18 protein-coding genes and 3 tRNA genes are annotated in these 26,157 nt (G+C 60.5%); 9 read left to right on the forward strand and 12 right to left on the reverse strand.

Annotated elements, in window-relative coordinates:
- Positions 1–178: 178 nt before the first annotated feature.
- Complete coding sequence (locus EI290_RS08465; protein WP_125428661.1) at positions 179–583, reverse strand: response regulator; 405 nt, start codon at positions 581–583, stop codon at positions 179–181.
- A gap of 64 nt (positions 584–647) precedes the next feature.
- The gene (locus EI290_RS08470; RefSeq protein WP_185816904.1) at positions 648–4,724 is read right to left on the reverse strand and encodes a PAS domain-containing protein; all 4,077 of its coding nucleotides are present in this window, start codon (positions 4,722–4,724) and stop codon (positions 648–650) included.
- A 730-nt stretch (positions 4,725–5,454) separates the two neighbouring features.
- Between EI290_RS08470 and EI290_RS08475 the strand changes: the two genes are divergently transcribed.
- Positions 5,455–7,431 carry a sensor histidine kinase gene (locus tag EI290_RS08475; protein ID WP_125428665.1) on the forward strand — a complete coding sequence of 659 codons (1,977 nt, stop codon included), beginning with the start codon at positions 5,455–5,457 and terminating at the stop codon, positions 7,429–7,431.
- Between the two features lie 31 nt (positions 7,432–7,462).
- Positions 7,463–7,873, forward strand: coding sequence for a response regulator (locus EI290_RS08480; protein ID WP_125428667.1), 411 nt, complete (start codon positions 7,463–7,465; stop codon positions 7,871–7,873).
- Positions 7,874–8,143: 270 nt separating this feature from the next.
- Here EI290_RS08480 and EI290_RS08485 read toward each other — a convergent pair.
- From EI290_RS08485 to EI290_RS08495, 3 genes are all read right to left on the reverse strand, one after another.
- Positions 8,144–8,217 (reverse strand) — tRNA-Arg (locus EI290_RS08485).
- Between the two features lie 53 nt (positions 8,218–8,270).
- A tRNA-Pro gene (locus tag EI290_RS08490) sits at positions 8,271–8,344 on the reverse strand.
- A 91-nt stretch (positions 8,345–8,435) separates the two neighbouring features.
- Positions 8,436–8,523: transfer RNA gene (locus tag EI290_RS08495), tRNA-Ser, on the reverse strand.
- 190 nt (positions 8,524–8,713) lie between these two features.
- Between EI290_RS08495 and EI290_RS08500 the strand changes: the two genes are divergently transcribed.
- From EI290_RS08500 to EI290_RS08520, 5 genes are all read left to right on the forward strand, one after another.
- Entirely contained in the window at positions 8,714–9,706 is a 993-nt protein-coding gene (locus tag EI290_RS08500) for a VWA domain-containing protein (RefSeq protein ID WP_125428669.1), read from the forward strand.
- Positions 9,707–9,726: 20 nt separating this feature from the next.
- Positions 9,727–10,665 (forward strand): tetratricopeptide repeat protein, encoded by a 939-nt coding sequence (locus tag EI290_RS08505; RefSeq protein ID WP_148103625.1) that lies wholly within the window; start codon positions 9,727–9,729, stop codon positions 10,663–10,665.
- A 232-nt stretch (positions 10,666–10,897) separates the two neighbouring features.
- Positions 10,898–12,079 carry an acetyl-CoA C-acyltransferase gene (locus EI290_RS08510; protein WP_185816905.1) on the forward strand — a complete coding sequence of 394 codons (1,182 nt, stop codon included), beginning with the start codon at positions 10,898–10,900 and terminating at the stop codon, positions 12,077–12,079.
- 190 nt (positions 12,080–12,269) lie between these two features.
- Positions 12,270–13,733 carry a toxin-antitoxin system YwqK family antitoxin gene (locus tag EI290_RS08515; protein WP_125428673.1) on the forward strand — a complete coding sequence of 488 codons (1,464 nt, stop codon included), beginning with the start codon at positions 12,270–12,272 and terminating at the stop codon, positions 13,731–13,733.
- A 123-nt stretch (positions 13,734–13,856) separates the two neighbouring features.
- Complete coding sequence (locus EI290_RS08520) at positions 13,857–15,479, forward strand: T9SS type A sorting domain-containing protein (protein ID WP_185816906.1); 1,623 nt, start codon at positions 13,857–13,859, stop codon at positions 15,477–15,479.
- 77 nt (positions 15,480–15,556) lie between these two features.
- Here EI290_RS08520 and EI290_RS08525 read toward each other — a convergent pair whose 3' ends face one another.
- The 6 genes from EI290_RS08525 to EI290_RS08550 form a co-directional block, all read right to left on the reverse strand.
- The gene (locus tag EI290_RS08525) at positions 15,557–16,855 is read right to left on the reverse strand and encodes a sensor histidine kinase (RefSeq protein WP_125428677.1); all 1,299 of its coding nucleotides are present in this window, start codon (positions 16,853–16,855) and stop codon (positions 15,557–15,559) included.
- 155 nt (positions 16,856–17,010) lie between these two features.
- A complete protein-coding gene (locus EI290_RS08530; protein WP_125428679.1) occupies positions 17,011–18,393 on the reverse strand; it encodes a sigma-54-dependent transcriptional regulator in 1,383 nt (460 codons plus the stop codon).
- A gap of 81 nt (positions 18,394–18,474) precedes the next feature.
- Positions 18,475–19,656, reverse strand: a complete 1,182-nt coding sequence (locus tag EI290_RS08535; protein ID WP_125428681.1) for an ABC transporter permease — start codon at positions 19,654–19,656, stop codon at positions 18,475–18,477.
- Between the two features lie 32 nt (positions 19,657–19,688).
- On the reverse strand, positions 19,689–20,942 hold the full coding sequence (locus tag EI290_RS08540; protein WP_125428683.1) for an ABC transporter permease: 1,254 nt from the start codon (positions 20,940–20,942) through the stop codon (positions 19,689–19,691).
- On the reverse strand, positions 20,932–21,519 hold the full coding sequence (locus tag EI290_RS08545; RefSeq protein ID WP_125428685.1) for an RNA polymerase sigma factor: 588 nt from the start codon (positions 21,517–21,519) through the stop codon (positions 20,932–20,934). The genes EI290_RS08540 and EI290_RS08545 overlap by 11 nt, the downstream gene beginning before the upstream one ends.
- A 96-nt stretch (positions 21,520–21,615) precedes the next feature.
- Positions 21,616–22,359, reverse strand: a complete 744-nt coding sequence (locus EI290_RS08550; RefSeq protein WP_125428686.1) for an ABC transporter ATP-binding protein — start codon at positions 22,357–22,359, stop codon at positions 21,616–21,618.
- Positions 22,360–22,708: 349 nt separating this feature from the next.
- Here EI290_RS08550 and EI290_RS08555 point away from each other — a divergent pair, with 349 nt between their 5' ends.
- Positions 22,709–23,653, forward strand: a complete 945-nt coding sequence (locus EI290_RS08555) for a helix-turn-helix domain-containing protein (protein WP_125428687.1) — start codon at positions 22,709–22,711, stop codon at positions 23,651–23,653.
- Between the two features lie 94 nt (positions 23,654–23,747).
- Positions 23,748–24,500, forward strand: coding sequence for an SDR family NAD(P)-dependent oxidoreductase (locus EI290_RS08560; protein WP_125428689.1), 753 nt, complete (start codon positions 23,748–23,750; stop codon positions 24,498–24,500).
- Between the two features lie 131 nt (positions 24,501–24,631).
- On the opposite strand, the gene EI290_RS08565 is transcribed toward EI290_RS08560, so the two are convergent.
- A complete protein-coding gene (locus tag EI290_RS08565; RefSeq protein WP_125428691.1) occupies positions 24,632–26,080 on the reverse strand; it encodes a TolC family protein in 1,449 nt (482 codons plus the stop codon).
- Positions 26,081–26,157 lie beyond the last annotated feature (77 nt).

Genomic DNA, 26,157 nt, shown 5'->3' on the forward strand with positions numbered 1-26,157 from the left:
AAAGCAAAAGAACACAAATCTTGAAAGGTTTGCATTCTTTCTGATCAATATAGGGTATTTCGAGCAAAAAAGGTCGGTTTTCACTCAAAATATCAACTTCTTCGACTTTAGGCTTTACCCCTTACCCCCAGCAACCCAACTGCCTGCCCGCCCCGCGCCCGGGCTTGCAAGCTCACCCCTAGAAGAATTTTTCCAGGATGTTCTGCATCTTCTCGGCCGTTAGCGGCTTGGAGATGAACCCCGATACGGCTTGTAGCTTTTCCACCCGCTGCACGTCACGAGGATGCAGGGATGTTGTGAGCATTACAATGACAATTGCCTTCTGCGCGGCAAGGGGAAGTTGCTGGTATTCTTCCAGAAACTGAATTCCGTTCATCCCCGGCATATTCACGTCCAGCAGAATAAGGCCGGGGCAGGTGGGAGTAAGGGGCTGGCAGTTCCGGGCCAGCAGATCCAGGGCCTGCTGACCATCCTGAGCAGTTAGAATGTGGTCCGTGACGGCCAGCTTCTGGAGCAGCCGCTGATTCAGAAAATTAGTTGTCTGATCGTCATCTACTAGCAGAACGCAGGAAAGAGAAGGCATGGAAGCAACAGGAAGGCAAGCTGAGGCCTATCCGGTTAGGACAGGCTTCCCGTCTATACGCAGCTTAGCGCCGGAAGTAGGCAGAAAACGTAGATCCTGCATCGGGGGCGCTTTCCACCGTGAGCTTCCCGCCCATGTTTTCCACAATCTTTTTCACCATATACAACCCGATACCCGACCCCTCAATGCCGGGATGAAAGCGCCGGAACATGGTAAATAGCTCCGTTAGCTGCCGGGCATCCATGCCCAGGCCGTTGTCCTGCACTGATAAGACCAGGTAGTCGGTTTCGGGGCGGCAGCAGATGCGCACCTGCACCGGCCGCTCGGGCGAGCGGTATTTCAGGGCATTGCTGAGCAGGTTGTACACCACGGAGCGAAGGTTTTTGGACGAAAACGCAATGCTGGGGCAGTCTCCTACTTCTACTACCACCTGGGCCCGGGCTTCCTGGATCAGGGGCCGCAAATCCAGCTGTACGTCGTGCACAATGGCCGCTATATCCACCTGGGTTACGGGCTGACCATACTCTTTCTGCAGCTTGGTTACGTCGCTGAGGTGTTCCAGAGTCCGCTGAAACCGGGCTACCGACTCCCGCATCATGTTCAGCAGGGGCTGCACCTCAGCGGCCAGCGGGGTTTCGGCGGGCACCTGGAGCTGCAGCAGATTCACCAGCCCTTCGATGTTCGTAATCGGCGCCTTCAAATCGTGCGAGGCGGTATAGATGAAACTATCCAGGTCTACGTTGGTGCGGCGCAGCTGCTCGTTGCTGGCTTGCAGTTCCGTGTTCAGGGTTTCGGCCTGGTCGCGGGCGGTGCGCAGCTTGTGGGTGAGCCGTTGCAGCGCCTGTTCGGCTTGCTTCTGCTCGTGAATATCGAATACGGTGCCCACGTAGCCCTCGAACTGGCCCTGCCGCCCAAAGCGGGGAAAACCCGTGGCCAGCCCCCAGCGGTAGCGCCCATCCCGGCGCCGTAAGCGGTACAGCACGCTAAACGGCGCAAAGCTGACGGAGGCATCCTGAAACGTAGTGCGGGCGGCACTGACATCATCCGGATGAATGACGGTGAGCCAGCCCAGTCCCAGACCCTCGGCCTCCGTCTGGCCGGTGTACTCATACCACTGCTGATTGATGTACACGCAGTTGCCGTCGGCGTTGGTCAGCCAGATCATAGCCGGTACGTTATCGGCCATCATGCGCAGGTACTGCTCACTTTTCTCCACCACCCGCCGGGCCCGCACCTGGTCGGTTACTTCATAGGCAAACACCAATACCCCATCCACAGCCCCGTCGGCAGTGCGGCGGGCCTGGTAGGTGAAGGTAAAGTACAGATCCTCCAGGGGGCCGTGGGCGTGGCGGGCCAAGCGCAGGGGCAACTCCTGAAACACGACTGTCTCGCCCGTATGATACACCTGCCGCAAACTATCAATAATGGTGGTACCGGCCAGCTCGGGCATGGCCTCCAGCACCGGTTTGGCCAGTAGCTCCCGGCCGGGAAAGATGCGCTGGTAGGCGGGGTTAACAAGCTGGAAGGTCCAGTCGGGCCCGTCGAGGATGGCAATGGGTGCCGGAGCCTCCATAAACAGTGTTTCCAGCAACCGGCGCTGCCAGTCGGCTTCCTGCTGGGCCTCCACCTGCGCTGTAATATCACTTATCAGGGTGTAGATACCGTGTACCTCACCGCTCTGTATATCTGGCACGTAGCTGATATGCACATACTTGGTAAAGCCTTCCCGGTAAGGCATACGGGCCTCAAAGTCGAGCCGCTCCCCCTGCAGAGCCCGCCGGAGGTAGCCCGCAACACTTTGGTAGGCCTGCGCCCCAATAACTTCCCGCACCGACAGCCCCAGCGTGTCTTCGGGTTTGCGGTTAAACCAGGTTTCGTAGCCGTAATTGACAAAGCGGTACCGCTCCTCTTTATCCAGGTAGCTGATCAGTACCGGTAAAGAATCGGTGATAAGCTGGAGCCGATGGGCGGCAGCCTCACTGGTTTGCCGGGCCCGTACCTGTTCACTGATGTCGGTGGCTACTACGGCCAGAGCCGTCACCTGCCCCTGGGCATCCCGCAGTGGGTGGTACACAAAGTTGACGTACAGGGTAAGCAGCTGCCCCTGGTGCTGCACTTGCAGGGGCAGTTCCAGGGCGGTGAAGGGTTGCCCGGTACGCATTACTTCACTCATTCGCTCCTCCACGCCCTGGCTCCGGAATTCCGGCACTACCTCAAACAGCGGTTTTCCCAGCATTTGTGCCTCGGTGCGCCCCCAAATGGCTTGCAAACCGGGGTTGCACACCTCCACCAGGTACCGGGGCCCCGAAAACACGCCAATGGCTACGGGAGCCTGCTCAAACACCCGCTGCAGCTGCTGCTGTTGGGCCTCGTGCTGCCGCCGCGCCAGCACCCGCTCGGTTACGTTAGAAGCAAACACGGAAATACCCGCGGGCTGGCCGGCTTCCTGAAACTGCTGATAGGTGAAGTCGAAATAGGTTTCCTGGGCGGGCTTCCCACTGGCCTGCTCAATCATGAGCAGCTGCTCATAACCGAAATACGTTGTGCCCGTGCGGTACACCCGGTCAAGGAGTGCCAGAAACCCATGCTCCACCGCCTCGGGCTGCAGCTCGGCAATGGTACGGCCCCGCTGCAGGCGTTCTGGAAACAAGGCCTGGTAAGCCGGGTTGAAATAATCCAGCCGGTGCTCCGGCCCCCGCAGGATGCATACAGCTGCCGGCGTCAGCTCAAAAAGCTGATAAAAGGTGTCGCGCTGGGTAGCCAGCTGCCGGGCTGCGGCCAGCACTTCCTGCTGGGCCGCCTCGGCCCGCCGATGCGTAAGCACCTTCTCGGTGGTATCGAGGATAAAGGCCAGAATACCGTGCGTGTCACCCTGTGCATCGCGCAGGGGTTGGTAAATGAAGTCGATGTAGCGCGCTTCCTTCTGGCCGGTAGCCGGGTTGATGAGCTCCAGGGGCGTTTCAGTACCAGTAAACGATTTGCCGGTGGCGTATACCTGATCCAGCAGCCGGGTAAAGCCCTGCTCGGCTACTTCAGGCAGGGCCTCCGCCACCGTGAGGCCCAGGCGGGCCCGGTTGCCGGTGAGGTGCTGGTAGCTGGTGTTGAAGAAGGAATACCGGTGCTCAGGCCCCTCCAGCGTGGCTACCGAAGCTGGCACCTGTCCCAAAATCTGGAGGAGCTGCTGCTGCTGGCGCTGCACCTGCTGGCGCTGGTTTTCAGTTTCCTCCAGCGAATCGGCCAGCAGGCGGGTACGCACCAGCACCCGCGCCTCCAGCTCCTGGTTGAGCTGTTGCAGCGTCAGGTGGGCTTGTTGCAGTTCCTGGGTATGAGAGTGGGCCAGGTGGTTGGCGCTGTGCAGCTCCTGGTTTGCGGCGGCCAGCTCCTCGTTCAGCTGCTTTGTACGCACCTCCTGCTCCACCACCCGCTGGTGGGCCACTACCAGGTCAGTTACATCGTAGGCAAATCCCAATACGCCTACTATTGCCCCATGCTGGTTGCGACGGGCTTGGTAAATGAAATGGTAGCACCGTTGGGCCGGCCCCTGGCGGCTGTCGGAAGCCTCAGCCAGGGGTATCCGTATTTCCCGCAGTTGGTACGACTCTCCGGTGCGGTACACATGGTTGAGTAGCGGAACGAGCGGGTGGCCCGCCAGCTCGGGCAGCGCCTCCGCTACGGGCCGGCCCTCCAGACTCTGGTTGCCGGCCAGGGCCTGGAAAGGTGGGTTCACGAACCGGAATACATGTTCCGGGCCTTCGAAAATGCAGATCAAGGCCGGAATTTGCTCCAGAACCTGATACAGGGGCCGGAGTGCCCCGGCTCCGGCCAGCGGCAGCTCGGCCGGGCCGGATTCGAAGCTAACCAGCAGTAGCCCCCCGCTACGCCGGATAATGGCCTGCCCCGTAGCTCCTGGGTAAGTACCCGCCTGCCCCGTGGCATACACCTCCCGACACACTGCCTGAAAAGCGGCCTCAGCCAGCAGGCCGCCGGCGGCTTCCGGGGGCTGTACCGGGAGCTGCAGCAGGCGTTGGGCCACCGGGTTCAGGTATTGCCACGCGAAGGTGCTCCCGGCATCTTCTGGCCGCGCCAGCACTGGCCGTAGCAGGGCAATTCCCACGGCCGAAGCCTCCAGGATGGTCTGCAATACTTCCTGAGAAGATGCGGGAGATAATTCAGCAGGATGGGCAAACAGCATAACGGAAGGACAGGGCGGAGCCGTAACCAGGAATCTGCTGCCGGCTCAAATCAACTCAGGCAGCGAAAATACCAATGGGGTAAGCGGGCAGGGGCAAACTGGTGTGGTAGCGTGCCGAATTCCGGCGGGGCAAAGCGGCAGGGGCTCTTGGCAGTAGCAAGGTACCACGTTACGGCTGCCGGTGCAATGGCTCGCCCCAGCCGGTATGGCCCTCTGCCCTACCTGCGCACGCACTGGTTTCTCAGGCATGAGCTGCCGGCGGCCCTCCGGCAGCGCCGCCGCTCTACCAGCGGCATCAGCAGCTTCTGGCATCTCAGGATTGTTCCTGTTGCTGCTCCTGCCTGCACCGGGCGAACAGCGCCGACTCATGGGCACAACCCGGTAAGCGCCTGGCTCCTGTATAAGCCTGGAGCTGACTAAAAAGAACTACCTTACGCGCCGTATGCTGCTTGCTCTGCCCCTTCGGCCCTCCAGGCCGTAGCACCTGCCTATCTGCTACTCCAGCTGGCAGTAACGACCAGGGGCTGATACGCTGTGTGAAAGGACCGGGTACCAGGCCCTGAGTGTTGGGGGTGCTTGGTGTACAGGAGCCCAGGCTAGCCGCTGGCCGAACCACTGCGCCGCCGGTTATGCACCCCCGCTTTTTTATCTTCCGGCGCTCCGCCGTTGTTTCCACCCCATGTCTGCTACGTCAGTTCCTCTGCCTTTCCAGGCACTGCCCGCCCCCGACCTGCTAGCCGATTTGCTGGCCGTTTCCCTGACTGGCATCATCTACTACACGCCCCTCTACGACCCGGCTGGCTCAGGCGAGATAGTGGACTTTATCTTCGAATATCTCAATCCTACGGCGCAGCGCATGATGAGTATGCCGGAACGTCCCGTCGTTACCCACAACGAGCAGTGGCCCCACAGCAAGGCACACGGTACGTTTGCCTTTCATGTGGATGCGTATGTGAGCGGAGAGCCCCGGGAGTATAACATCAACTACCAGGCTGATGGCTACGACAACTACTACCGCCTAGCCGCCCGGCGCTCCGGCGACGGACTATGGGTGAGCTTCACTGATACGGCCGACCAGTCTCGCTCCCCAGTGGAAGTAGCGCTGCGGGAAAGCCAGACCCGGGAAAAATCGGCCCGTGCGGAAGCCGAAATTCAGCGCCAGCGGTTTTATGAGGTGCTTATGCAGCTACCCGCTCACGTGGCCGTACACGAGGGGCCCGAACTGGTATTTACCCTTGTGAACCCCCATTACCAGCGCGTTGCCAACGGGCGGGAGTTGCTGGGGCAGCCCATCCGAACGGTGTGGCCGGAGTTGGCCGGTCAGGGTATTCTGGATGAGTTGGACCGGGTGTACCAAACCGGGGAGCCTTTTGTGGCGGCTGGGCTGCCGGTGCAAGTGGATTTCAAGCGAACGGGGCAGCTGGAACAGGCTTATTACGATTTCTTTTTCCTGGCCCTGCGCGACGCTCAGGACCAAATAACCGGGGTGCTCAATTTTTCCTACGATGTAACCAGCTCGGTGCGGGCACGCCAACAGATTGAACAGCTCAACCAAGAGTTGGAAACCCGGGTACAGGAGCGTACGGCCGCTCTGCAGGAAAGCGAAGCCCGGTTCCGCATCATGGCCGATGCCGCCCCCAACCAGGTATGGGCCGTCAACCCGGATACAACCATTCGGTACGCCAATCAGGCGTTCCTGGATTTTGTGGGCGTGAGCCTGGAGCAGTACATAACCCGAGGCTGGGCTAACTATTTACCAGCCGAAGAAATGGAACTGGCCCAAACCACCCTCGAAACGGCTATTCGCACACGTAGCTTGTACGTGCTGGAGCACCGTATGCGCCGCCACGATGGACAGTACCGCTGGCTGCTGGCCCAGGGTGCTCCCAGCTTCTATGCCAACGGCGAGCTGTACGGATACGTGGGCTCGGCAATTGACATCACCGAGCTCAAACAGGCCAACGAGCAGCTCACCCGCACCAATTCCGATCTGGACAATTTCATCTATACCGCCTCACACGACCTTAAGGCACCCATTTCTAATATTGAAGGCCTGCTCCATACGCTGCAGAGCGAGCTACCTGCTGAACACCAGAACGCGGAGGTTGCCTACATCCTGAGCCTGATGCAGGACTCGGTAGACCGTTTTACCCGGACCATTGAGCACCTCACCGATGTGAGCAAGCTGCAAAAGGAGCACGACCAACCTCAGGTTCGGGTGGCGCTGGCCGACATAATTGAGGATGTACGCCTGGATCTGGCACCACTGTTACGCCAAACCGGTGGCCAACTGCAAGTGGAGGTGCAGGCTACTCCCACGGTACTGTTCACAAAGAAGAATCTTCGCTCGGTAGTATATAATCTGCTCAGCAATGCACTCAAGTATCACCAGCCCCAGCAGGCACCGCAGGTATGCATCCGTAGCTGGCAAGAAAGCGACTTTCACGTGCTGGAGGTACAGGACCAAGGCCTGGGAATAGACCTCAAGCGTGAGCAACAGCTATTTACCATGTTCCGCCGCTACCATACCCACGTGGGTGGCTCTGGCCTGGGCTTGTACATGGTGAAGCGCATGATAGAAAACGCGGGCGGAAGAATAGAAGTACAAAGTGATGTAGGCCAAGGGGCCACATTCCGGGTGTATTTCCCCCGCTGATCTGCATCTACCACCATAAGTTATCTGCACAATGCCCAAGCTCAGCTGCATCTTGCTGGTTGACGATGACACCACCACCAATTACCTAAACCGCAAACTGCTTGAACGCCTAGAAGTTGCCGACCACGTCCTGGTGGCCCTCAACGGCCAGGAGGCCTTGCAAGTACTGGCTACTGAGTGCGCCAAGGCCACTCCGGCCTGCCCGGCTCTGGTTTTACTGGATATCAATATGCCCCTGCTCGATGGCTTCGGCTTTCTGGCAGCCTATCAGCAACTGCCTTTGGCTACACAACAGTCGTTGGTTATTGTAATGCTTACAACTTCTGTTCACCCCCGTGACCTGCAGCGCCTGCAACAATTACCCGTGGCCGGTTTTCTTAATAAACCATTGAATGCTGCTAAAGTACAGCAGGTGCTGCACGATTATTTCTCGGGGCAATAGCTCTAAATAGCCGTGGCACTGTTCTAATGGTGGGTAATAGAGCCTGAACAGTATTCCGCACGATACCACCGCTCTGTACGGGTGGGCGGGTAATTTTTACCGCTTGGGCGCGCCTGGCCGGCGCATCAGGTAATGCCCGTGGCCAGAGGTGCCCTTGCCCGCCAAATGCAGCTCACCCGCTCCACGCAGCATGGCCTTTTCAGACGCCGGAATAGGCAACTTGCACAAAAAAACCACTCAGCGCAGATGCTAAGTGGCTCATTATCAGCGTGGCCCCGATTGGATTCGAACCAATGACCGGCTGCTTAGAAGGCAGCTGCTCTATCCAGCTGAGCTACGGGGTCAAAAACAAATAGCCGCCCGCCCCAGAGGTGGGCTGACGGCTATGCTGTTGGTGTCGGGGTGGCAGGATTCGAACCTGCGGCCTCCTGCTCCCAAAGCAGGCGCGATACCGGGCTACGCTACACCCCGAAAATGAATTAAGAATTAAAAATTAAGGAATTAAAAAGGGCAGTATCTCCCATTTTTAATTCCTTAATTTTTAATTCTTAATTAAGAAATGCGGAGAGGGGGGGATTCGAACCCCCGGAAAACTTTAGGTCTTCGGCAGTTTAGCAAACTACTGGTTTAAGCCACTCACCCACCTCTCCAGGTGGTTACTTTCCGGCTGAAAGGTGTGCAAATATACGAGGCGAATGGAGAAACAAACCTTTTTCAAAAAAAATATCTTCCATCTTGCCACGGCAAACAGCGCAAAAAGGCCGGGTACCGGACCTCACTTGCGCTGCCGTTTGTCTGTACTCAGGTTGGTTGTATTTTGAACGCTAAGGGGTTACCGCCATGCTAAACTGGGCGTACCAGATGGGCTGGCCCGAAGGGCTGGCGGTGGTATTTTTTTTTCTATTGTATCTCGGCTACGGATTCCGGACCCGGCGCTTGGCGGCCCCTCTGGGGCAGCGTGGCTGGCGGCTGGGCTGGAAGCTACTACTGCGACTAACGTATTTTGCCTTGCTGGGAGCTGCCTTGCTGGGCCCGGCTTATGGCCTCACCCAAAATCCGGTGCGCACGGCTGGCAAGGATGTGTGGCTGCTGGTGGACCTTTCCCGCTCCATGAACGCGCCGGATGTAGCTCCCTCCCGGCTGCAGAAAGTGCAGGCCGAGCTGGCCACGCTCATTTCCCGCTTTCCGGCCGACCGCCTGGGGCTGGTCGTGTTTGCCGGTGAGGCCTACGTGCAGTGTCCGCTTACCTACGACCAAGCGGCGCTGCAGCTTTTTGTAAGTACCCTGCATACCTCTCTGGTACCACCCGGCAGCACCGACCTGGCCCAGCCGCTGGAGCTGGTACTTACCCGCTTGAGCAATACCCCTACCCCAGACCTCACCAACAGTACAACTCCGCCGCGGGCTACAGCCATTGTGCTCGTGACGGACGGGGAGGATTTTGGGGATAACCTGGAACCTACTGTGCGGGTACTGGCCCGCTCGGGAGCCAAGGTATTTACCGTGGGCGTAGGCACAGTTGAGGGCAGCCGGATTCCGCAAACGGGCGGGCGGGGCTACGTGCGCGACGCTAAGGGCCGGGAAGCCATAACCCGACTGGTTGCGGCTCCGCTGCGCAAACTTTCCGAGCAAACCGGGGGCCTGTATTTTGAGCTGACGGATCAGCGCAACGAGTTTCCGTTTTTGCTTAATGCGCTGAACCATGTGGAGGGCCAGGCGCAGCAGGTCCGCACCGTATCGGTGGCGGATAACCGCTACCGGTACCCCCTGCTGCTGGCTCTGGGCCTGATTGCGCTGGATATTCTTGTAACCGTAAAAGTGATTCGCCCGTGAGAAGTATCCTGCTAGGCGGAGTGCTGCTACTAAGCACCTGGGGTGGGTTTACGCGCATCCACGAGCGAAATGCCACCGTAGAGCGGGGCACCCGTGCCTATGCGGGGCAGCAGTACCCCGAGGCTGCTGCCGCTTTTAAACAAGCAACTCGTAGCCTCAGCGCCCCCGACGAGGCAATATGGCTGAACCTGGCGCACGCTACCCTGCGGGCCGGCCGGCCGGCCGAAGCCCGGGGCTACTACAGCCAACTCAGCACCAGCAAGTTAACCACTATGCGCAGCGTGGCATTTCAACAGCTTAGTTACATAGCTGCCCAGAAAGCAGACTATGTGCAGGCTCTTAGCCTGGCAAGGCAGGCATTGCTGGCTAACCCTGATAATGCCGATGCCCGGTATAACTACGAATTGTTGCGCGAACTGCTTAACCAGCAGTCAGCCAGGCCGCAGCTGCCCCCTCCAGGGCCGGCCGGAGGCCCCGGCAACGAAAATACTCCCTCGCAAACACCCCAGACCCGGGCGGGCACTACCACTCCGGGCCAGCTCAACAACCAGGTCCAGGACCCGCGCAGTGCCCCTCAGGCCCGCCCGGATGCCGGAGGGCAGCGCAACCCCAACGAGCCCTCAGGCCAGCCTGGCCTCTCGGCTCCTTCCGGCTTTCAGCCCGGTACTGGTCCGAAGCAACAAGTAGCCCAGGGCAGTCAGCCGGGTTCCGTGAGAGGGATGGGCATTGAGGAGGGCGGACCGGAAGCTTCCGGCGGCAGGCAGCGCGGGGGCACAGAGGTAGCCTCCAACGCGGAAGCTAATCTGCAAACCCAGCGGGCCCGGCTGCTGCAGATGAACCTGAGCCCCGGCCAGGCCCGGCAGTTGCTGGAGGCGCTGCACGCTACCGAACAACAATATCTGCAGCAGCTGCCGCGCAAAGCTACCAAACCGGCCCCCAAGGGCCGGCCGGGCTGGTGATGAGGGACGTTACGGTGAGGTGCTTCCGTGCAGGCCCTACCTTGCATCAGCGCCCGGGAAAAAGCCCGGGCGGCTACCCTGCCTCAACGGGTGGGATACCACGCGACTCGCTGTGCAGAACCTGCAACAGTATATCAATTACCACTTACCCCTCTCCTACTCTCTGTAATCCGGTACCCTAAACCTTCCTACCTTTAGGGCCCGAGTTCCATCATTCCCACCCAACCGCATCATGCAAATCAAAGAAGTTGTTATTGTAGCCGCTGTACGGACTCCTATCGGGTCATTTGGCGGCAGCTTGTCGTCGTTATCGGCCGTTGAGCTGGGCGCTATTGCCCTGAAGGGCGCGCTGGAAAAAGCCGGCGTTGAGGCGAAAGAGGTGCAGCAGGTGATTATGGGCAACGTCATTTCGGCTAACCTGGGCCAGGCTCCGGCCCGGCAGGCGGCCAAAAAAGCCGGCTTGCCCGATACTGTGGAGTGTACCACCGTCAACAAAGTATGTGCTTCGGGTACCAAGGCCATCATGTTTGGGGCCCAGGCTATTATGCTGGGCCAGGCCGAGGTGGTATTAGCCGGCGGCATGGAAAGCATGAGCAACGTACCGTATTACCTGGACAAAGCCCGCTTCGGGGCAAAATACGGGCACGGCCAGATGATTGACGGGCTGATGAAGGACGGCCTCTGGGACCCCTACCACGACTTCGCCATGGGCGTGGCCGCCGACCGCACTGCCACCCACTACGGCATCACCCGCGAGGAGCAGGACCAGTTTGCCCAGCAGAGCTACGAGCGGAGTGCCGCCGCGGCTCAGGCCGGCAAGAAGAAGGATGAAATTGTGCCGGTTACCATTTCGGTGCGGGGCAAGGAAACCGTAATCAGCGACGACGAAGAATACACCAAGGCTGATTTCGCCAAGTTTGGCAGCCTTAAGCCGGCTTTCGGCAAAGAAGGCACCGTAACGGCGGCCAACGCCTCCACCCTCAACGATGGCGCGGCCGCCGTGCTGCTGATGAGTCGTGAAAAAGCTGAGGAACTGGGTGTGAAGCCGCTGGCCCTCATTCGGGGTTTTGCCGATGCTGAGCAGGCACCCGAGTGGTTCACGACCACCCCCGCCCTGGCTATTCCGAAGGCCCTGAAACATGCCGGCGTGGAAGCTTCCGAGGTTGATTTCTACGAGATTAACGAGGCGTTTTCGGTGGTTTCTTTGGCCAACAACAAGCTCCTGAACCTGGAAGGCAGCAAAGTGAACGTGTATGGCGGGGCCGTAAGCCTGGGTCACCCGCTGGGCGCTTCTGGTGCCCGCATCGTAACCACGCTGGTAAACGTGCTGCAGAATGAGGGCGGCAAAATCGGCGTTACCGGTATCTGTAACGGCGGCGGCGGCGCCAGCTCCCTGGTAGTGGAGAAGCTGTAATAATTGTTGATTGCTGGAACGAATACAATCAGCAACCAATTCTAAAGCCCTGCTGCACCCGGTGCGGCAGGGCTTTTGTTTGGAGTAGGCCGGATTTCCATAACCCAGCGTGCCCCGGTGCTTTCTTCTGCCAGCCACGGCGGGCAGCCCGGCCCCGTACTATCTCAATCAGACTTTCGTTCTTGCCGCTATGAAACGAATTACGCTTGCCTTCCTCCTGCTTTTTGCCGCCACTGCTGCCCCGGCCCAGAAGCTACGCCGCTTCACTACGTACTACGACTCCACCAGCACCCAGCGGCGCGAAGCATATTCGGCGCTGGTGGGAGCCGATACCGTTATGCAGGGTACGTACAGGCGGTTTTACCGCTCCGGCAAACTGGAGGCTCAAACCAGCTTTCAGGATGGTAAGCGCGACTCCAGCTACGTGGAGTTTCATCCGAACGGGGGGCACCGCCTGGAGGTAACCTACCAGGATGGCGTGCGGCAAGGCCCGTTCAAAACCTATTACGACAACGGCAAGCTGGCCCAGGAAGGTACCTATGCCGACGACCAGCCCGCCGGCCTGCTCCGCTATTACCACCCCAACGGCGAAATTAAGCTCGAAACCACGCTCAGCAACGGACAGCCGGCCGGCACCATCCGGGAACTGTACCCTTCTGGCAAGCCCCGGGCCGAAATTACCTATCAGAACGGCCAGGCTACCGGGCCGGTAAAAACCTATTACGAAAACGGGCAGCTGCAGAGTGAGGGCACTTTTAGCAAGGGCCTGCTGGCCGGGCCCTACAAAACCTACTACGACAACGGGCAGGTAGAAACCGATGTGCAGGCCGACAAGAGCGGCAAAGGCAGCTACCGGAGCTATTACCGCTCGGGCAAGCTGCGCACCGAGGGCACCTACGCCCCTGCCACCCTGGTGGGACGGGCTGTAAAAAATCCGCTGGCCGACGACCTTACCAAGCAGGCCCGCAACCTGGCCGGCGGCACCAGCAACCTCGATGGTCCGGCCAAATCCTACTACGAAAGCGGAGCCGTAAAGAGCATCCAGACCTACCGCCAGGGCGTGCTGACGGGCACCCAGCAGGATTTCTACGAATCGGGCCGGCCGGAGCAGAAAATCGAGTACAGCAACATGGGGCGGGACCGGAAGATTACGCAGTACTATGAGGATGGCCCGGCCAAAGCCGAGCAGCAGTACAAGAACGGCGTACCCGCGGGTCAGTGGCGTACTTTTCACCCGGGGGGGAAGCAGCTGGCTGCGCAGGAAACTTATGCCAACGGCAAGCTGGCCGGCGAAAAAATCAGCTACTACCCCACCGGCACTGTGCAAAGCAAGCTGCTTTACGAGGCCGGCAAACCCAGCGGCCTGGGCCAGGAATTCTATCCTTCGGGTAAGCTCAACAAGGAAGCCACTTACCTGAAAGGGGTAAAAACCGGGGCGTACCGGGAGCTGCGCGAAGATGGTACCCTAGCGGTAAGCGGCTTTTTCCGCAATGGCAAGGAGTCCGGGGTGTGGAGCTATTTTGGGCCTGATGGCAAAACGGTGCAGGAAAAGAAAACCTACCGCAACGGCCAGATTGTCAATGGAGCACCTGCGCCAACGGGCCGCCCCGCACCCGCTCGCCCAGCCGCAAAGCCTTCCGTGAAGCGGAAGTAGCACGATTTTAGCAGCCCCGAGCCGGCACCTGTTTCCAGATGCCGGCTCCGTTGTGCCGGGACCTGGCAGTACTTCACCTATAGCGTTATTTCTATGCTCAAATCTGTACTCCTCACGTGTGTATTGTTAGTTTTACTACTGGGAGCGGGCCCTGCTGTCCGGGCCCAGGTACCCACGTTTGCCTGGGCGGCCCCCGGCCGGCAACCCGCCACCTTTGAGGCGCAGAGCTATGGAAACCAGGCCGTTACCGATGCAGCCGGCAACACATTTGTAACCGGCAGCTTCCGGGGCACGCTTACGCTGGGCAGCACTACGCTTACCGCCGGCGACTACGACGCCTTCGTGGCCAAACTACTGCCCGATGGCACCTATGCCTGGGCCGTGCAGGCCGGGGGCCGCGGCTCTGATTTCGGTACTGCTGTTGCCCTGGATGCCAGTGGCCGGTTACACGTGCTGGGTCAGTTCGAAAGCTATACGGCCACGTTTGGCTCCCTGCTGCTCCAGAACATCAGCAACGGCCCCAGCCTGTTCGTGGCTCGCCTAAGCCCCGACGGCCGATTCGAGCGGGTAGCTTCGGCGGGCGGCGCCACCGACTACGTGTACCCACAGGCGTTGGCCGTGGACGCGGCCGGCAACGCCTACGTAACGGGCGGGCTGCTGGGGTACGGCGTAGCGTTTGGCCTGCATTCGGTGGCGTGCTGGGGCGGCTACAATGCCTTTGTGGCCAAGCTGGATGCCGCCGGAGAGTGGCAGTGGGCCCGGGTGGTGGGCGACAATCGGGCTTATGACTTCGGAACTGCCGTGGGCCTGGATGCGGCCGGCAATGTGTACGTGGCAGGTACTTTCAACGGTGAAGGCCCACATTTCGACCAGATAGCCCTGCCGGGAAGTGCGGGTGAACGGTTGTTTGTGGCTCGCCTGGACGCACAGTATGGCCGTTGGCAATGGGCCGTACGGAGCGGAGCCGGCGTATCGCGCTGCCAGGGCCTGGCAGTAGACGCGGCCGGCAGCTGCTACCTCACCGGCAGTATCAGTAGCCAGCAGGCCACGCTGGGGCCCCTCACGCTACCCGCCGCCACCAACAGCTCCGACATCGTAGTAGCCAAGCTCTCGGCTCGGGCGCAGTGGCAATGGGCCCGGCGCGTGAGCGGCAACGGAGCTGATAGTGGCTTGGCTCTGACCCTGACTCCCAATGGCACCCTTACCGTGGCCGGCAATTTTGCCAGCCCCCAACTGCAGTTCGGCTCTTTACCTCCGGTAAGCACCCAGGGCAAAACCGATTTGTTTGTTGCCCAGCTGGATACGGCTGGCACCTGGCGCTGGGCCCTGGGCGGCGGGGGTGCGGGGGATGAGTCGGCCAGGGGCCTGGCTCTGGCTCCGGCCGGCGACGTACGCCTGGTTGGCTCCTACGAAGGCCCTGATTTCAGGCTGGGCGCCACGGCTTTGCCCGCTGGTGGCCGATACTACGAGTACTTTGCCTCCCGCCTCCTTGTGGCCAGCCTCCACGATGTAGCCCAGCACTCTGCGGGCACCTTCACCATCTGGCCCAACCCCAGTCAGGGCACGGTGTGGGCTACCGGCCTGCCTGATGCTGCTCCCGTGCAGGTATTCGATGCCCTGGGCCGCCTAGTGGTGGCCAACGCCCGGCCCGCCTACGAGGCCCAGGGACTTCAGCTGCCGACGTTGCCGGCGGGCGTGTACCTGGTGCGCTGTGGTGCCTACACGCGGCGGCTGCAGCTGTTGTAATCCAATACCATCAGCTAGCCCTTGGTGGCTGGCCTGCGTACTGTGGCGGCGCGTTCAATAGCCAGCCGGTTTTCTGCCTACAGCCAGATGGTAAATGCCGTGCGGCCGTTGGCCTGGGTTTCCAGCTGAAACCGAAAATTGTGCTGCAGTAAAATATCCCGAATTAGCGTAAGGCCAATACCCTGACCGTCGCGCTTGGTGCTAAAGAAGGGTGTAAACAGGCGGCGCTGCACCTCGGGGTCAATCCGGGGGCCGTCATTTTCAATGCAGATTGTGGGTGGACTGAGCGTGGTACGAAGCCAGATGTTACCGTTCTCGCCAATAGCCTCCAGCGCGTTCTTGCAGATGTTGAGCACGGCCTGCTCCAGTTGCAGCGGGTCGAGGGTAGCGAGCAGGGGCTCTGGCGCCAGATACCAATGCCAGCGGATGCGGCGCCGCCCGGCCTGCACGTGCAGCAGCCGCTCAATGGAGTGCAGCAGCTCGTGCACGTTGGTGGGCTGGGGCTGCGGAGGCGGTAGGCGCACCAGGTTGGCGAAGCCCGCCGTAAAGTTGGCTAAATGGGTGTTGCGGTTGATGGCTACATCCAGGGCCTCCCGAAAATCGGGCTGGTCGGCGGGCCGGAGCTGGGGGGCATAATGGTGGAAGCTTTGCAGCAGGGAGTTAATGGCTCCAATGGAGTTATTCACCTCGTGCGACATCATTCGGATCAGCTTCTCGTAGGCCTTCTTTTCCTGCTGAATCAACTCCTGGGTCAACTCTTCCAGCACAATAAACTGCCGCTGAAAGCCCCGGTCGATGAAGTGGGAGCAGCTGGCCCGGTAGGTCTGCAGCCCCGACAGCTGCACCACCCGCGGCTCCTGGCCGGCAAGAGCCGCCAGCGCCGGTCCCCAATGGCCGGATAGGTGGGCCGGCAACTGACCCAGCAGTTCCCCCGAGGGTTGCGCCAGAATGCGCTCGGCGGCCGGGTTTACGCCTTCAATACGCCCCTCAAACGACAGCAGCAGCACCCCGGCCGGGGAGGCCTGAATCAGGCTTTCCAGCAGGTAGCTTTTTTCGTGCTGGGTTACGCGCTCCTTGCGCAGCTCTTCTATCATGTGGTTGTACACCCCAATGAGCTGATCCATTTCGTGTTGCCCCACGGGCACAAATTTCATGGAGAAGTCGCGGGCCCGGATGGCTTCTGTGCCCGCCGCAATCAGCTGAAACGGCCGCACGAAGCCTCGATACAGCTGCACCGTTAGTCCGACGCTAACCAGCAGCAGCACCTCCAGCCCCACAAACAGCGGCGCATTCGTGCGCATCACCTGGGCCGCCAGCACAACCAGCACGGCATGAATGATGACAACGAACAGCAGAAACTTGACGCGCAGGGTCATAGGTGGGGAATGGAGTAGCTAGGAGGAGCTGAGAAGCTAGAAGGAACCGGCTTGTCATCCTGAGCGGAGCGAAGGGCCTTGTCATGGTAGCAGAATTTGTTGAACTGCTATAAGGTACTTCGCGGCGCGCAGGATGACGGTTTGGAAGCGGTTTGTCACTCCGCATCAAACGGAATGGCATATTTCTCCAGGCGGCGGTACAAAGCGCCCCGGCTAAGGCCCAGGGCTTTAGCTACGCGGCTGATGTTACCGTGGTAGTGTTCCAGGGTCCGGCGAATCATTTGGGCCTCCAGTTCCTCCAGGGTAATGGTGCCGGGCTCGGGTAGCTCCCCGGCGTCGGCGGGGCGCGGGGGCAGGCGCTGGAACTGAGCCTGGAAGTCGTCGGGGCCCAGCTCATCCTTGCCACTCACCAGCACGGCCCGCTCCACCAGGTTTTTCAGCTCCCGGATGTTGCCGGGCAGGGGCTGTTCCTGCAGCCAGTGCAGGGCGCGGGTGTTCACTTTCAGGGCCGGGCGGTTGTAGGTGGCCCGCAGCCCATCCACGAAGTGCTGCACCAGCAGCGGGATATCCTGGGGCCGCTCCCGCAGGGCGGGCAGGCGCACGGTAATGAGGTTGATGCGGTAGAATAAATCTTCCCGAAAACGGCCCTGCTGCACCATTTCCACCAGGTTGCGGTTGGTGGCGCAAATCACCCGGATATCCAGGCGGCGGGGCTTGCTGTCGCCCAGCACCTCGTAGGTACGGTCCTGGAGCACCCGCAGCAGCTTCACCTGGCTGCTCAAGTCCAGCTCCCCGATTTCATCCAGGAAGATAGTGCCGCCGTTGGCCAGCTCGAAGCGGCCCACTCGGTCGGTTTTGGCATCGGTAAACGCACCGCGCCGGTGCCCGAACATTTCACTCTCGAACAAGGAAGCAGAAATACCGCCCAGGTTCACCTTCACAAAGGGGAGGCGGCGGCGCTGGCTGTTCTGGTGCACGGCCTCGGCAATCAGCTCCTTACCCGTTCCCGACTCGCCCTCGATGAGCACAGAGGCATCGGTAGCGGCTACCTGACCCACGTTGCGCAGCACCTGCAGCAGGCGCGCATCCTGGCCCACAATAGCGCGCAGCTCGTACTGCCGGTCCAGCTGCCGGCGCGAAAGGGCGGCCGGGTCAGTTTCGGTATCGGGCTCGTGCAGGGCCAGCACGGTGCGGATGGTTTGCAGCAGAGAGTCGTTTTGCCAGGGTTTGGTGATGAACTCGGCGGCACCAGCCTTCATGCCTTCCACGGCCAGGGCAATACTGCCCCAGCCGGTAATCAGAATAACTGGCAGCGCAGGGGCCAAGCGCTTCACCTGGGCTAGCAGTTGCAGGCCGTCGTGGCCACTGGTATCCAGGGAGAAGTTCATATCCATCAGCACCAGGCGGGGGGGGACCTCCTCCACCAGGCGCAGGGCCTCGGTGGGCGTGGCTACGGCTTTGGCCGCGTAACCAGCCTGCTTCAGCAGCAGCCCCAGCGAGGTGCGTACTGCTACATCGTCGTCAATAATCAGAATCATAGCGCAGAGTGGGCGAAGGACGGGATTTACCGGCAAATATCAGTTAGGCGGCGCAGGATGCCGCCTGCCTTCCACCGGCCGTTATTCCTCCCGCAGGGCCACGGCCGGATGAATACCAGCCGCCTGCCGGCTGGGCTGGAAGGCGCACAGAGCCGTAATCAGGTAGATGAGTACGGCCGCGGCACCCATGCCCAGCAAGTAGGTAACGGAGGGTACGCCCAGCACTCCCAACAGCGGAAACTGCACCGCCACCAATCCGCCTAGCACTACCCCCAGCGTTGTCAGCAGCAGCATTTCGGTAAGAAACTGCCAGCTAATGGCTGAGCCGGTGGCGCCCATGGCCCGGCGCAGACCTATTTCGGCGCGGCGCTGGCTGATGTTTACCCATAGCACTCCAAACAGGCCCAGGGCCACGTTCAGAATCAGAAACAACCCTACCAACGACAGCCCAATGACGGGCACCAACACCGTTTTGAGCTTACGAATGCGCTTTTCGGGCAACGGCTGGATGTCGGTTTTCCAGCCGCCTGTGATGGTGGCAATTTCCCGGCTCACTCGTTCCTGCAGGGTGGCATCGGAGCCCGGCTGCACCCGCACCAGTAGCACCGGCAACCCGTAGTTTACGGAATCCAGGTCGGTGGTGCGCATGAACATACCCGGGGAGCCATCGGCGTAGTCGTTGGCCGGGCGGTAGGTGGTAGTTACCCCAATGATGCGGAGCTTGTCCTTGTCGCGCACCATTAGCTCACCCACAGCTTTGCCGCCGGGAAATACGGCGTCGCGGAAGTCTTTGGTCACCACAACGGGTTTAGCCGAGCCCACGGCATCGTCGCGGCGGTCAAACCAACGGCCCTCCACCAGCTGCAGGCCCAGCACATTCGCCGCGTGGTCGTCTACCTCATATATTTCGGTCAGGGGCGTGTCTTTGCCGTTGTGCGGAAAGATGGTGTTCATGTTGCTGAACGAGAAAGGTGTATTGCTGCTGTGGCGGGCCACATCAACCACGCCTGGCAACGTGCGCAGGCGCTGCACTACCTGCAGCAGCGCCGTGTGCTGCTGCTCCCGGGCCTGGCCGGCGGGGTTCAGCGTCATTTCCCAGGAATTTTCGTACTCAAAGCCCCGGGGCAGGCGGTAGTTTACCTGGTTATAGATGAGCAGGCTGCCAATAACGAACAGTACAATAAAGGCAAAAAAGATTTCGGTGAGTAGCAGGAAGTTGGCTCGCTTCCGATTCCAGATCAGGGTAAGCAAATGGCGTAACATGGTGCAGGGAGTCTAGGAAAGGATGAAGGAGGTTACTTGCTGCTGTTGGCACTACGCAGGGCCTGCACGGCCTGTAGCCGCGACATCTTGTAGGCGGGGTACACGCCCGAAAGCAGGCCAAACCCCAGGCTGATGAACAGGCCCCACCCAAAGATCCGCCAGTTGAGCCCGAACTGGGCGTAGGGCACCAATGAGCTGTTACTGAGCAGTTGCAGGCTCCCCCAGGCCAGTGCCAGCCCTACCACAGCCCCTACCAGCGTAAGAAAAATGTTCTCGACCAGAAACTGCCGCACTAAGGCCCCACTGGTAGCGCCAAAGGCTTTGCGTACCCCAATTTCCGAGCTACGCTCCATAATCCGGCTGACGTTTACATTTACCAGGTTCAGGGCTGGTAGCAGCATGAACAGCAGCGTCAGCAGGGATATGGCCGAGTAGAACATGGTCAGGCCCTTGCTCGTGTTGTAGGTACCGGTGAGGGGGCGTACAATGGAGGCCAGCATCCGGTCGGCGTGAAAATTGATCTGCTCAATGTTTTTGGGGTCGGGGTTGGGAATGGCGCGCACCATGCGGTCAAACTCGGCCTCCATCTGCTCCACATCGGCAGGGCTTTTGGCCAGCAGCAGGGCCACGTGGTTGCCGGTAAACTCGGTGCGCTGCAGGTCTTCCGTGCTCAGGCTGATGGGCACCCACACATCGGCGTAGGTATTGATGCGCATGCCGGGTACATCGGCCACTACCCCCGTTACGCGGTAGCGGGTCTGGTCCAGCTCAATGGTTTTACCCACTACCCCACGGCTCAGGCCAAAATACTGGCGGGCCGTGGCTTCATTGATAACGGCTACGTGGGCCGCCGAGCGAACATCTGGCTCCGTGTAGGGCTTACCTTCCAGAAAGTTGAATTCCAGCAGCTGCCAGAACGGCGCATCCGTGTACTTCAGATCCAGCTTGAGCTTTTTGCCGCTGATATAAGCCGAAGCGGGTGCAAACTGAGAGCTGATGGAAATAAGCTCGGGCTCTTTGAGGGTGCGTACAAACCGGTTGAGCAGGTAGTAGCTGGGGGGCGAGTTCTGGTTGCCGCCGCTCTTGAAGCGCATGTTCAGGAAGTTGGCGTAGAGCATGCGGTTGTTGCGGGTTTCGGGGTAGTGTGGCCCCAGAAAGTGGTCGAACAGTGAGTACACCACCAGCAGCACCATGAGTGTGAAGCTGATGCCAAACAGGCTGATGAAAGTGAAAAACTTGCGCCGCAGCAGCACCTTCCAGGCAATTTTGAGGTAGCTAAGCAACATGAGCGTAGGAGTAGGAAATTGGGAGAGAAGAATACATGGTGGTTACCTGCCGCTGCAGCAGAGCCCGGGCCTTGCTGAGCTGCGACTTGCTGGTACCCTCCGAAATGCCCAGTAGTGTGGCCACCTCGGGGTGGGTATAGCCTTCCAGCGCACAGAGGTTGAAAACGGTGCGGTAGCCAGCAGGCAGCCCCTGCACCAGCCGCAGCAGGTCGGCTGCCTGCAGTTCTACCTCGGCGGAGGGCTGCTCGGTGGCCAAATGGCCAGTGTAGCAGTCCTCCAGGCTAAGCGTCAGCATCTCGCGGCGACGCAGGTAGCTCAGGCATTCGTGCACCAGTATGCGGCGCACCCACCCAGCCAGGCTACCGGTGCCCGCAAACTGATGCAGCCCCCGGAACACTTTCACAAACCCCCGGGCCAGCACATCTTCGGCATCGAACTCATGTCGCAGGTAGCGCAGGCAAAGAGCCAGCATGTTGGGCGCAAACCGTTGGTACAGCTGCTCCTGCGCAGCGGCATTGCCCTGGCGGCAGGCCGCTACCAAAGCAGCATCGGAAAGAGGAAAAGCAAGCGTTTTCATAGCGGACGTTATGGTTTACTACTGCCCGTCATGCTTTATCTGGCGTCTGCACGTGGTGCAGCAGGCCAGGGACAGGCTATGGATTTTCGCTGAATCTTAGCTGACCTGGCTGCCGTCGAAGAAGCGGATGAGCCGTTGGGTACGGCGGGCCTGCTGCTCGTCGTGGGTAACCATCACGATGGTGGTACCCTCCTGCCGGTTCAGGTTCAGCAGCAGCTCCATAATCTCCTCCCCCATCACCGAGTCGAGGTTACCGGTGGGCTCATCGGCCAGGATAATTTCGGGCCGGCCGGCCAGGGCCCGGGCAATGGCCACGCGCTGGCGCTGGCCCCCGGAGAGCTGACTGGGAAAATGGCCGGTGCGGGCGCTCAGGCCCACTTTATCGAGGGCGGCGTAGGCCCGCTCCCGCCGCTGCTTGCCGCCTACCCCGGGTCGGTACAGCAGCGGCAGCTCCACATTATCCAGCACCGAGAGGTCGTTGATGAGGTGGTAGCTCTGAAATACAAACCCGATTTTCTGGTTGCGCAACGCGGCCAGCTCTCTATCGGAATAGGCCTGCACCGGGCGGCCATCCAGCTCAATTACTCCTCCGCTGGGTTCGTCCAGCAGCCCCATAATGCTGAGCAGCGTCGACTTCCCACAGCCCGAAGGCCCCATAATCGACACAAATTCGCCCTTGTTGATGGTCAGGTTGACGCGGTTGAGGGCTACCGTTTCGATGGTTTTGGTCTGGTAGATCTTTTCAATCTCGCGCAGCTGGATAACGGGCTGGGCGGAGGTAACAGGGGCCGGGGCAGTGGCCTGGGGCCGGGCGGTAGTCTGCGTGAGAATGTTTTCCATGAGAGCTGGGAAGCTAAAAGGTCTGGATGGGCAGGATGTCATCGAAGTGTCCGGTTTTGGGTGGTTCGATGCTGCCTTCCCGGTGGTAAGGCCAAGCGCTGTGCCAAATTCATAAACTGTTGATTTTCTTAATTTTATATCAAATACAAGCCTTCACACTACTGCAAATCATGTCCGAAAACGGACAGTGTGTTCGAAAATAAAGGCCCGGTCGTATGGTTTTCAGCTTGCACTCCGGAGAGGCTGGCAGCGGGGCAGAAACCACGGGCGCTTTTCCTTAAAGCCCAGGCAAACTTTTCAGCTCCCCTGGAGTTGGGTAGGCGTTGAATTCTACAAGTATCCGGCGACCATGACGACGACTGCCCTGCACGACCTGTACCAGGAACTGGCTCCTTGCACGGGCCTCGACCTGCACGCGCTGCTGCCCGGCGGTATTCAGCGCGAAGCCGGCCACTTCAATGTGTTTGATATAGCCGACCTCTGGGAGCCTACGCTGGCCCCGCCCGCCACGCCCTACACTTGCCGGTCCTTCTACAAAATCAGCATTCTGCGGAGCCACAGCCGCGCCGGGTATGCCGACCAAACCATGGACATTGCGCCCGACGCCCTGGTATTCACGACGCCGAAGGTGCCATTTCACTGGCAGCCGACCGAACCGCAGCTGGGACAGTTTTGCCTTTTCACGGCTGAATTTCTACTACCCGTGCTCGGCGGGACCACGCCCGATGAATTGCCCCTGTTCCGGGCCGACGGCTACCCCGTGTTTCAGCTGACGCCGGCTGAGGCTACCCGGACGGCGGCCATTTTCGCGCAGATGCGCGCCGAGCTGGCCTCCGACTACGCCTATAAGTACGACCTGCTGCGGGCCTACGTGCTGGAGCTGCTGCACCTGGGCCAGAAGCGGCAGCCCGCTACCGTGCTTCACCCCGCGCACTCGGCGGCGGCCCGGCTGTCGTCGCGGTTTGTGGAGCTGCTGGAGCGGCAGTTTCCCGTTACCACACCCCAGCAGCGCGTGCCGCTGCGCACGGCCAAGGAGTTTGCCAACCACCTGGCCGTGCACGTTAATCACCTTAATAAAGTGCTCAAGGACAGCACTGGCCGCACCACTACCGACCTCATCGGTGGGCGCCTGGCGCAGGAAGCCCAGGTGCTGCTACGCCAGACGGACTGGACCCTCTGGGAAATTGCCGACAGCCTGGGCTTTGTGGACGTGGCGCATTTCTCGCACTTTTTCCGCCGCTACGCTGCCGTACCCCCCGGCACATTTCGGCAGCAGGAAGCCGGGCCGGTTTGATTTCTACAACAAGCTGATTGGCGTATACAACACCCCAGCCAGCGGGGGCCGTGACCTTTGTCGTGTTCAAGTAACACCACAAACGCACATCCTTATGCATACTTCCAGCATAGCCCTTGTTACCGGCGGCAGCCGGGGTCTGGGCAAAGACATGGCCCTGAAACTCGCCCAGCAGGGCACCGACGTAATGCTGACCTACCGTAGCCAGCAGGACGAAGCCGCCGCCGTGGTGGCCGAAATTGCCGCCCTGGGACGCCGCGCTGTGGCCCTGCCCCTGAACGTGGCCGACGTGAGTTCCTTTGAGGCATTTTTCGCGCAGGTTACCACGGTGCTAGCCGATACTTTCGGCACCAACCGATTCGATTTTCTCATCCACAACGCCGGCACCAGCCTGAGCGCCCCTATTGCTGAGAACACCGAGGCGCAGTTCGACGAGATGCTCAACGTTCACTTTAAGGGCGTGTACTTCCTCACGCAAAAGGCCTTGCCCCTGCTGCGCGACGGGGGCCGAATCATTACGATTTCCTCCGCTACCACCCGGGTGGCGTTTGCCGGAAGCTCGGCCTATGCCAGCATGAAAGGGGCGGTGGAAGTATTCACGCGCTACCTGGCCCTGGAGCTGGGCAGCCGGGGCATTGCCGCCAATGTGGTGGCGCCGGGGGCCGTATTTGGGGGCGGCGCCATGCCGGATACGCCTGAGCTCCGGGCCTACGTGACCCAGCTTACCGCCCTGGGCCGCGTGGCCGAGCCCAACGACATCGGCGGCCTGGTGGCCTTCCTCTGCACCGATGCCGCCCGGTGGCTGAACGGTCAGCGCCTCGAAGCCACGGGCGGCATGATGCTGTAAGCAGCTGGCTGGTAGCGACCAAGGCAGCCGTTTCAGCCATACACAAACCGCCGTGCCCGAATACGCCGGGCACGGCGGTTTGTGTATGGCTGAAAATCGGCCGGCTAACCAGTTGCTATAGTTGGGCAGGCCTACTGGGCTGCCAACGGCAGTTGCCGCTCAAAATCGTAGAGCGTGAGGGCCCGCAGGCGGTAATGCGCCACCCAGGCGGCCCGCAGGGCCCGGATATAGGCGCGGCGGGCCTGGTCCTTTTCGGCCAGGGCAATGGTGAGGTCGGTGAGGCTGATGCGGCCCACTTTATAGGTGGCCTGGGCAATGGTGTAGCGCTGCTGGGCCAGGGTGTCGGCGCGGGCGGCCAGGTCCAGCTGTTGGCTGAGCGTGGCCAGCTGGGTGGCCTGTACCTGCACGCTCAGCTCAAAGCCGGCTTCTTCCTGGGCCACGTCCGTTTGCACCTGGCGGCGGGTTAGCGCGGCGGTTTTCACAATGGATTTTTGCCGGCCCCAATCCAGGAGCGGGAGGGCAAACGTTAGCTGCACCTGCTGCTGGTTCTGCAGGGCCAGGTAGGTGTCCCAGAGGTTGCCGGCCTGATTTACGTAGCCCAGGTTTGCCGAAAGCACCGCCTGGAGACCGGTAGTACCGCGGGCCAGGGCAACTTCCCGCTCGGCCTGCAACAGCCGCCGCCGGAAGGCCAGTACCAGGCTGCGGTTCTGGCGGGCCTGCACCAGCGCCTGCTCCACGGATACCATCAGCCGGGGAGCCACCTCGGGCACAGCCAGACGCAGGGCATCGGCGCGCAGGCCGGTATAACTCTGCAGACTCACGGCGGCATTCTGGGCATCCAGTTGGCCCTGAGCCCGGGCCTGGCGGGCGTTCAGCAGGTTCAGCTCCAGCCGCAGCAAGTCGCTTTGGGAAAGGCGGCCGAGCTGGTACCGCTCCTTGCCAATGCGCAGCAGCTCCTCATTGGCCTGCACGTTCTGGCCGGCCACTTCGGCGTTTACCTGCTGCTCCAGCACATCAAAATACAGCTCCGTAATGCGCTGGGTAATGGTTTCACGCTCCTCCACGTACTGGCGCCGGCTTTCCTCGTAGCGCAGGGGTTCAATTTGCCGGTCCCATTTCAGGGCGTTGAACTTACCAAGGGGCTGCGTAAGGCCAATGGCTACGGGCTGGTTGTTGTAGCGTTTCAGGCGGCCATTGAAATCATCGAAGCGCTGCACCTCCGAGGCCACGAACAGCTGCCCGCCCGTGAGGCCAATGTTCTGGCTCACCGTGAGGGCCAGGTTGGAGTTGTTGATGCGCACGGCCCGGAAGTCGGTGGTACCATCGGGCTGCACCACGGGCGTAATTACGCGGCTAAACCCGGGCACCGTACCCTGCAGCCCCAGCTGCGGCCGGTAGTTGGCCTGGTAGGTGCGCCACTGCCAGTAGCTTTTGTCGCGGGTGGTAAGAGCTTGCCGGGCCGCCGCCGACTCATGCAGGGCTTGGTCAATTACCTGGTTTAGGGTGAGCGGCACCGGCTGGCTCTGGGCCAGCGCAGGCGTCGTGAGCAGGAGCAACAGTCCGGTGCCGAGAGGCACCATGTGGCGTCTCAGTACGTGCTGAGGTAGTTTTGGCCGAGTCGTTCTGGCAAGAGACCTGAAGAGTCGCGTCTTTACAA

Origin of the sequence: Hymenobacter metallilatus (assembly GCF_003944705.1) — a bacterium.
In the GTDB taxonomy this organism is placed as follows: domain Bacteria; phylum Bacteroidota; class Bacteroidia; order Cytophagales; family Hymenobacteraceae; genus Hymenobacter; species Hymenobacter metallilatus.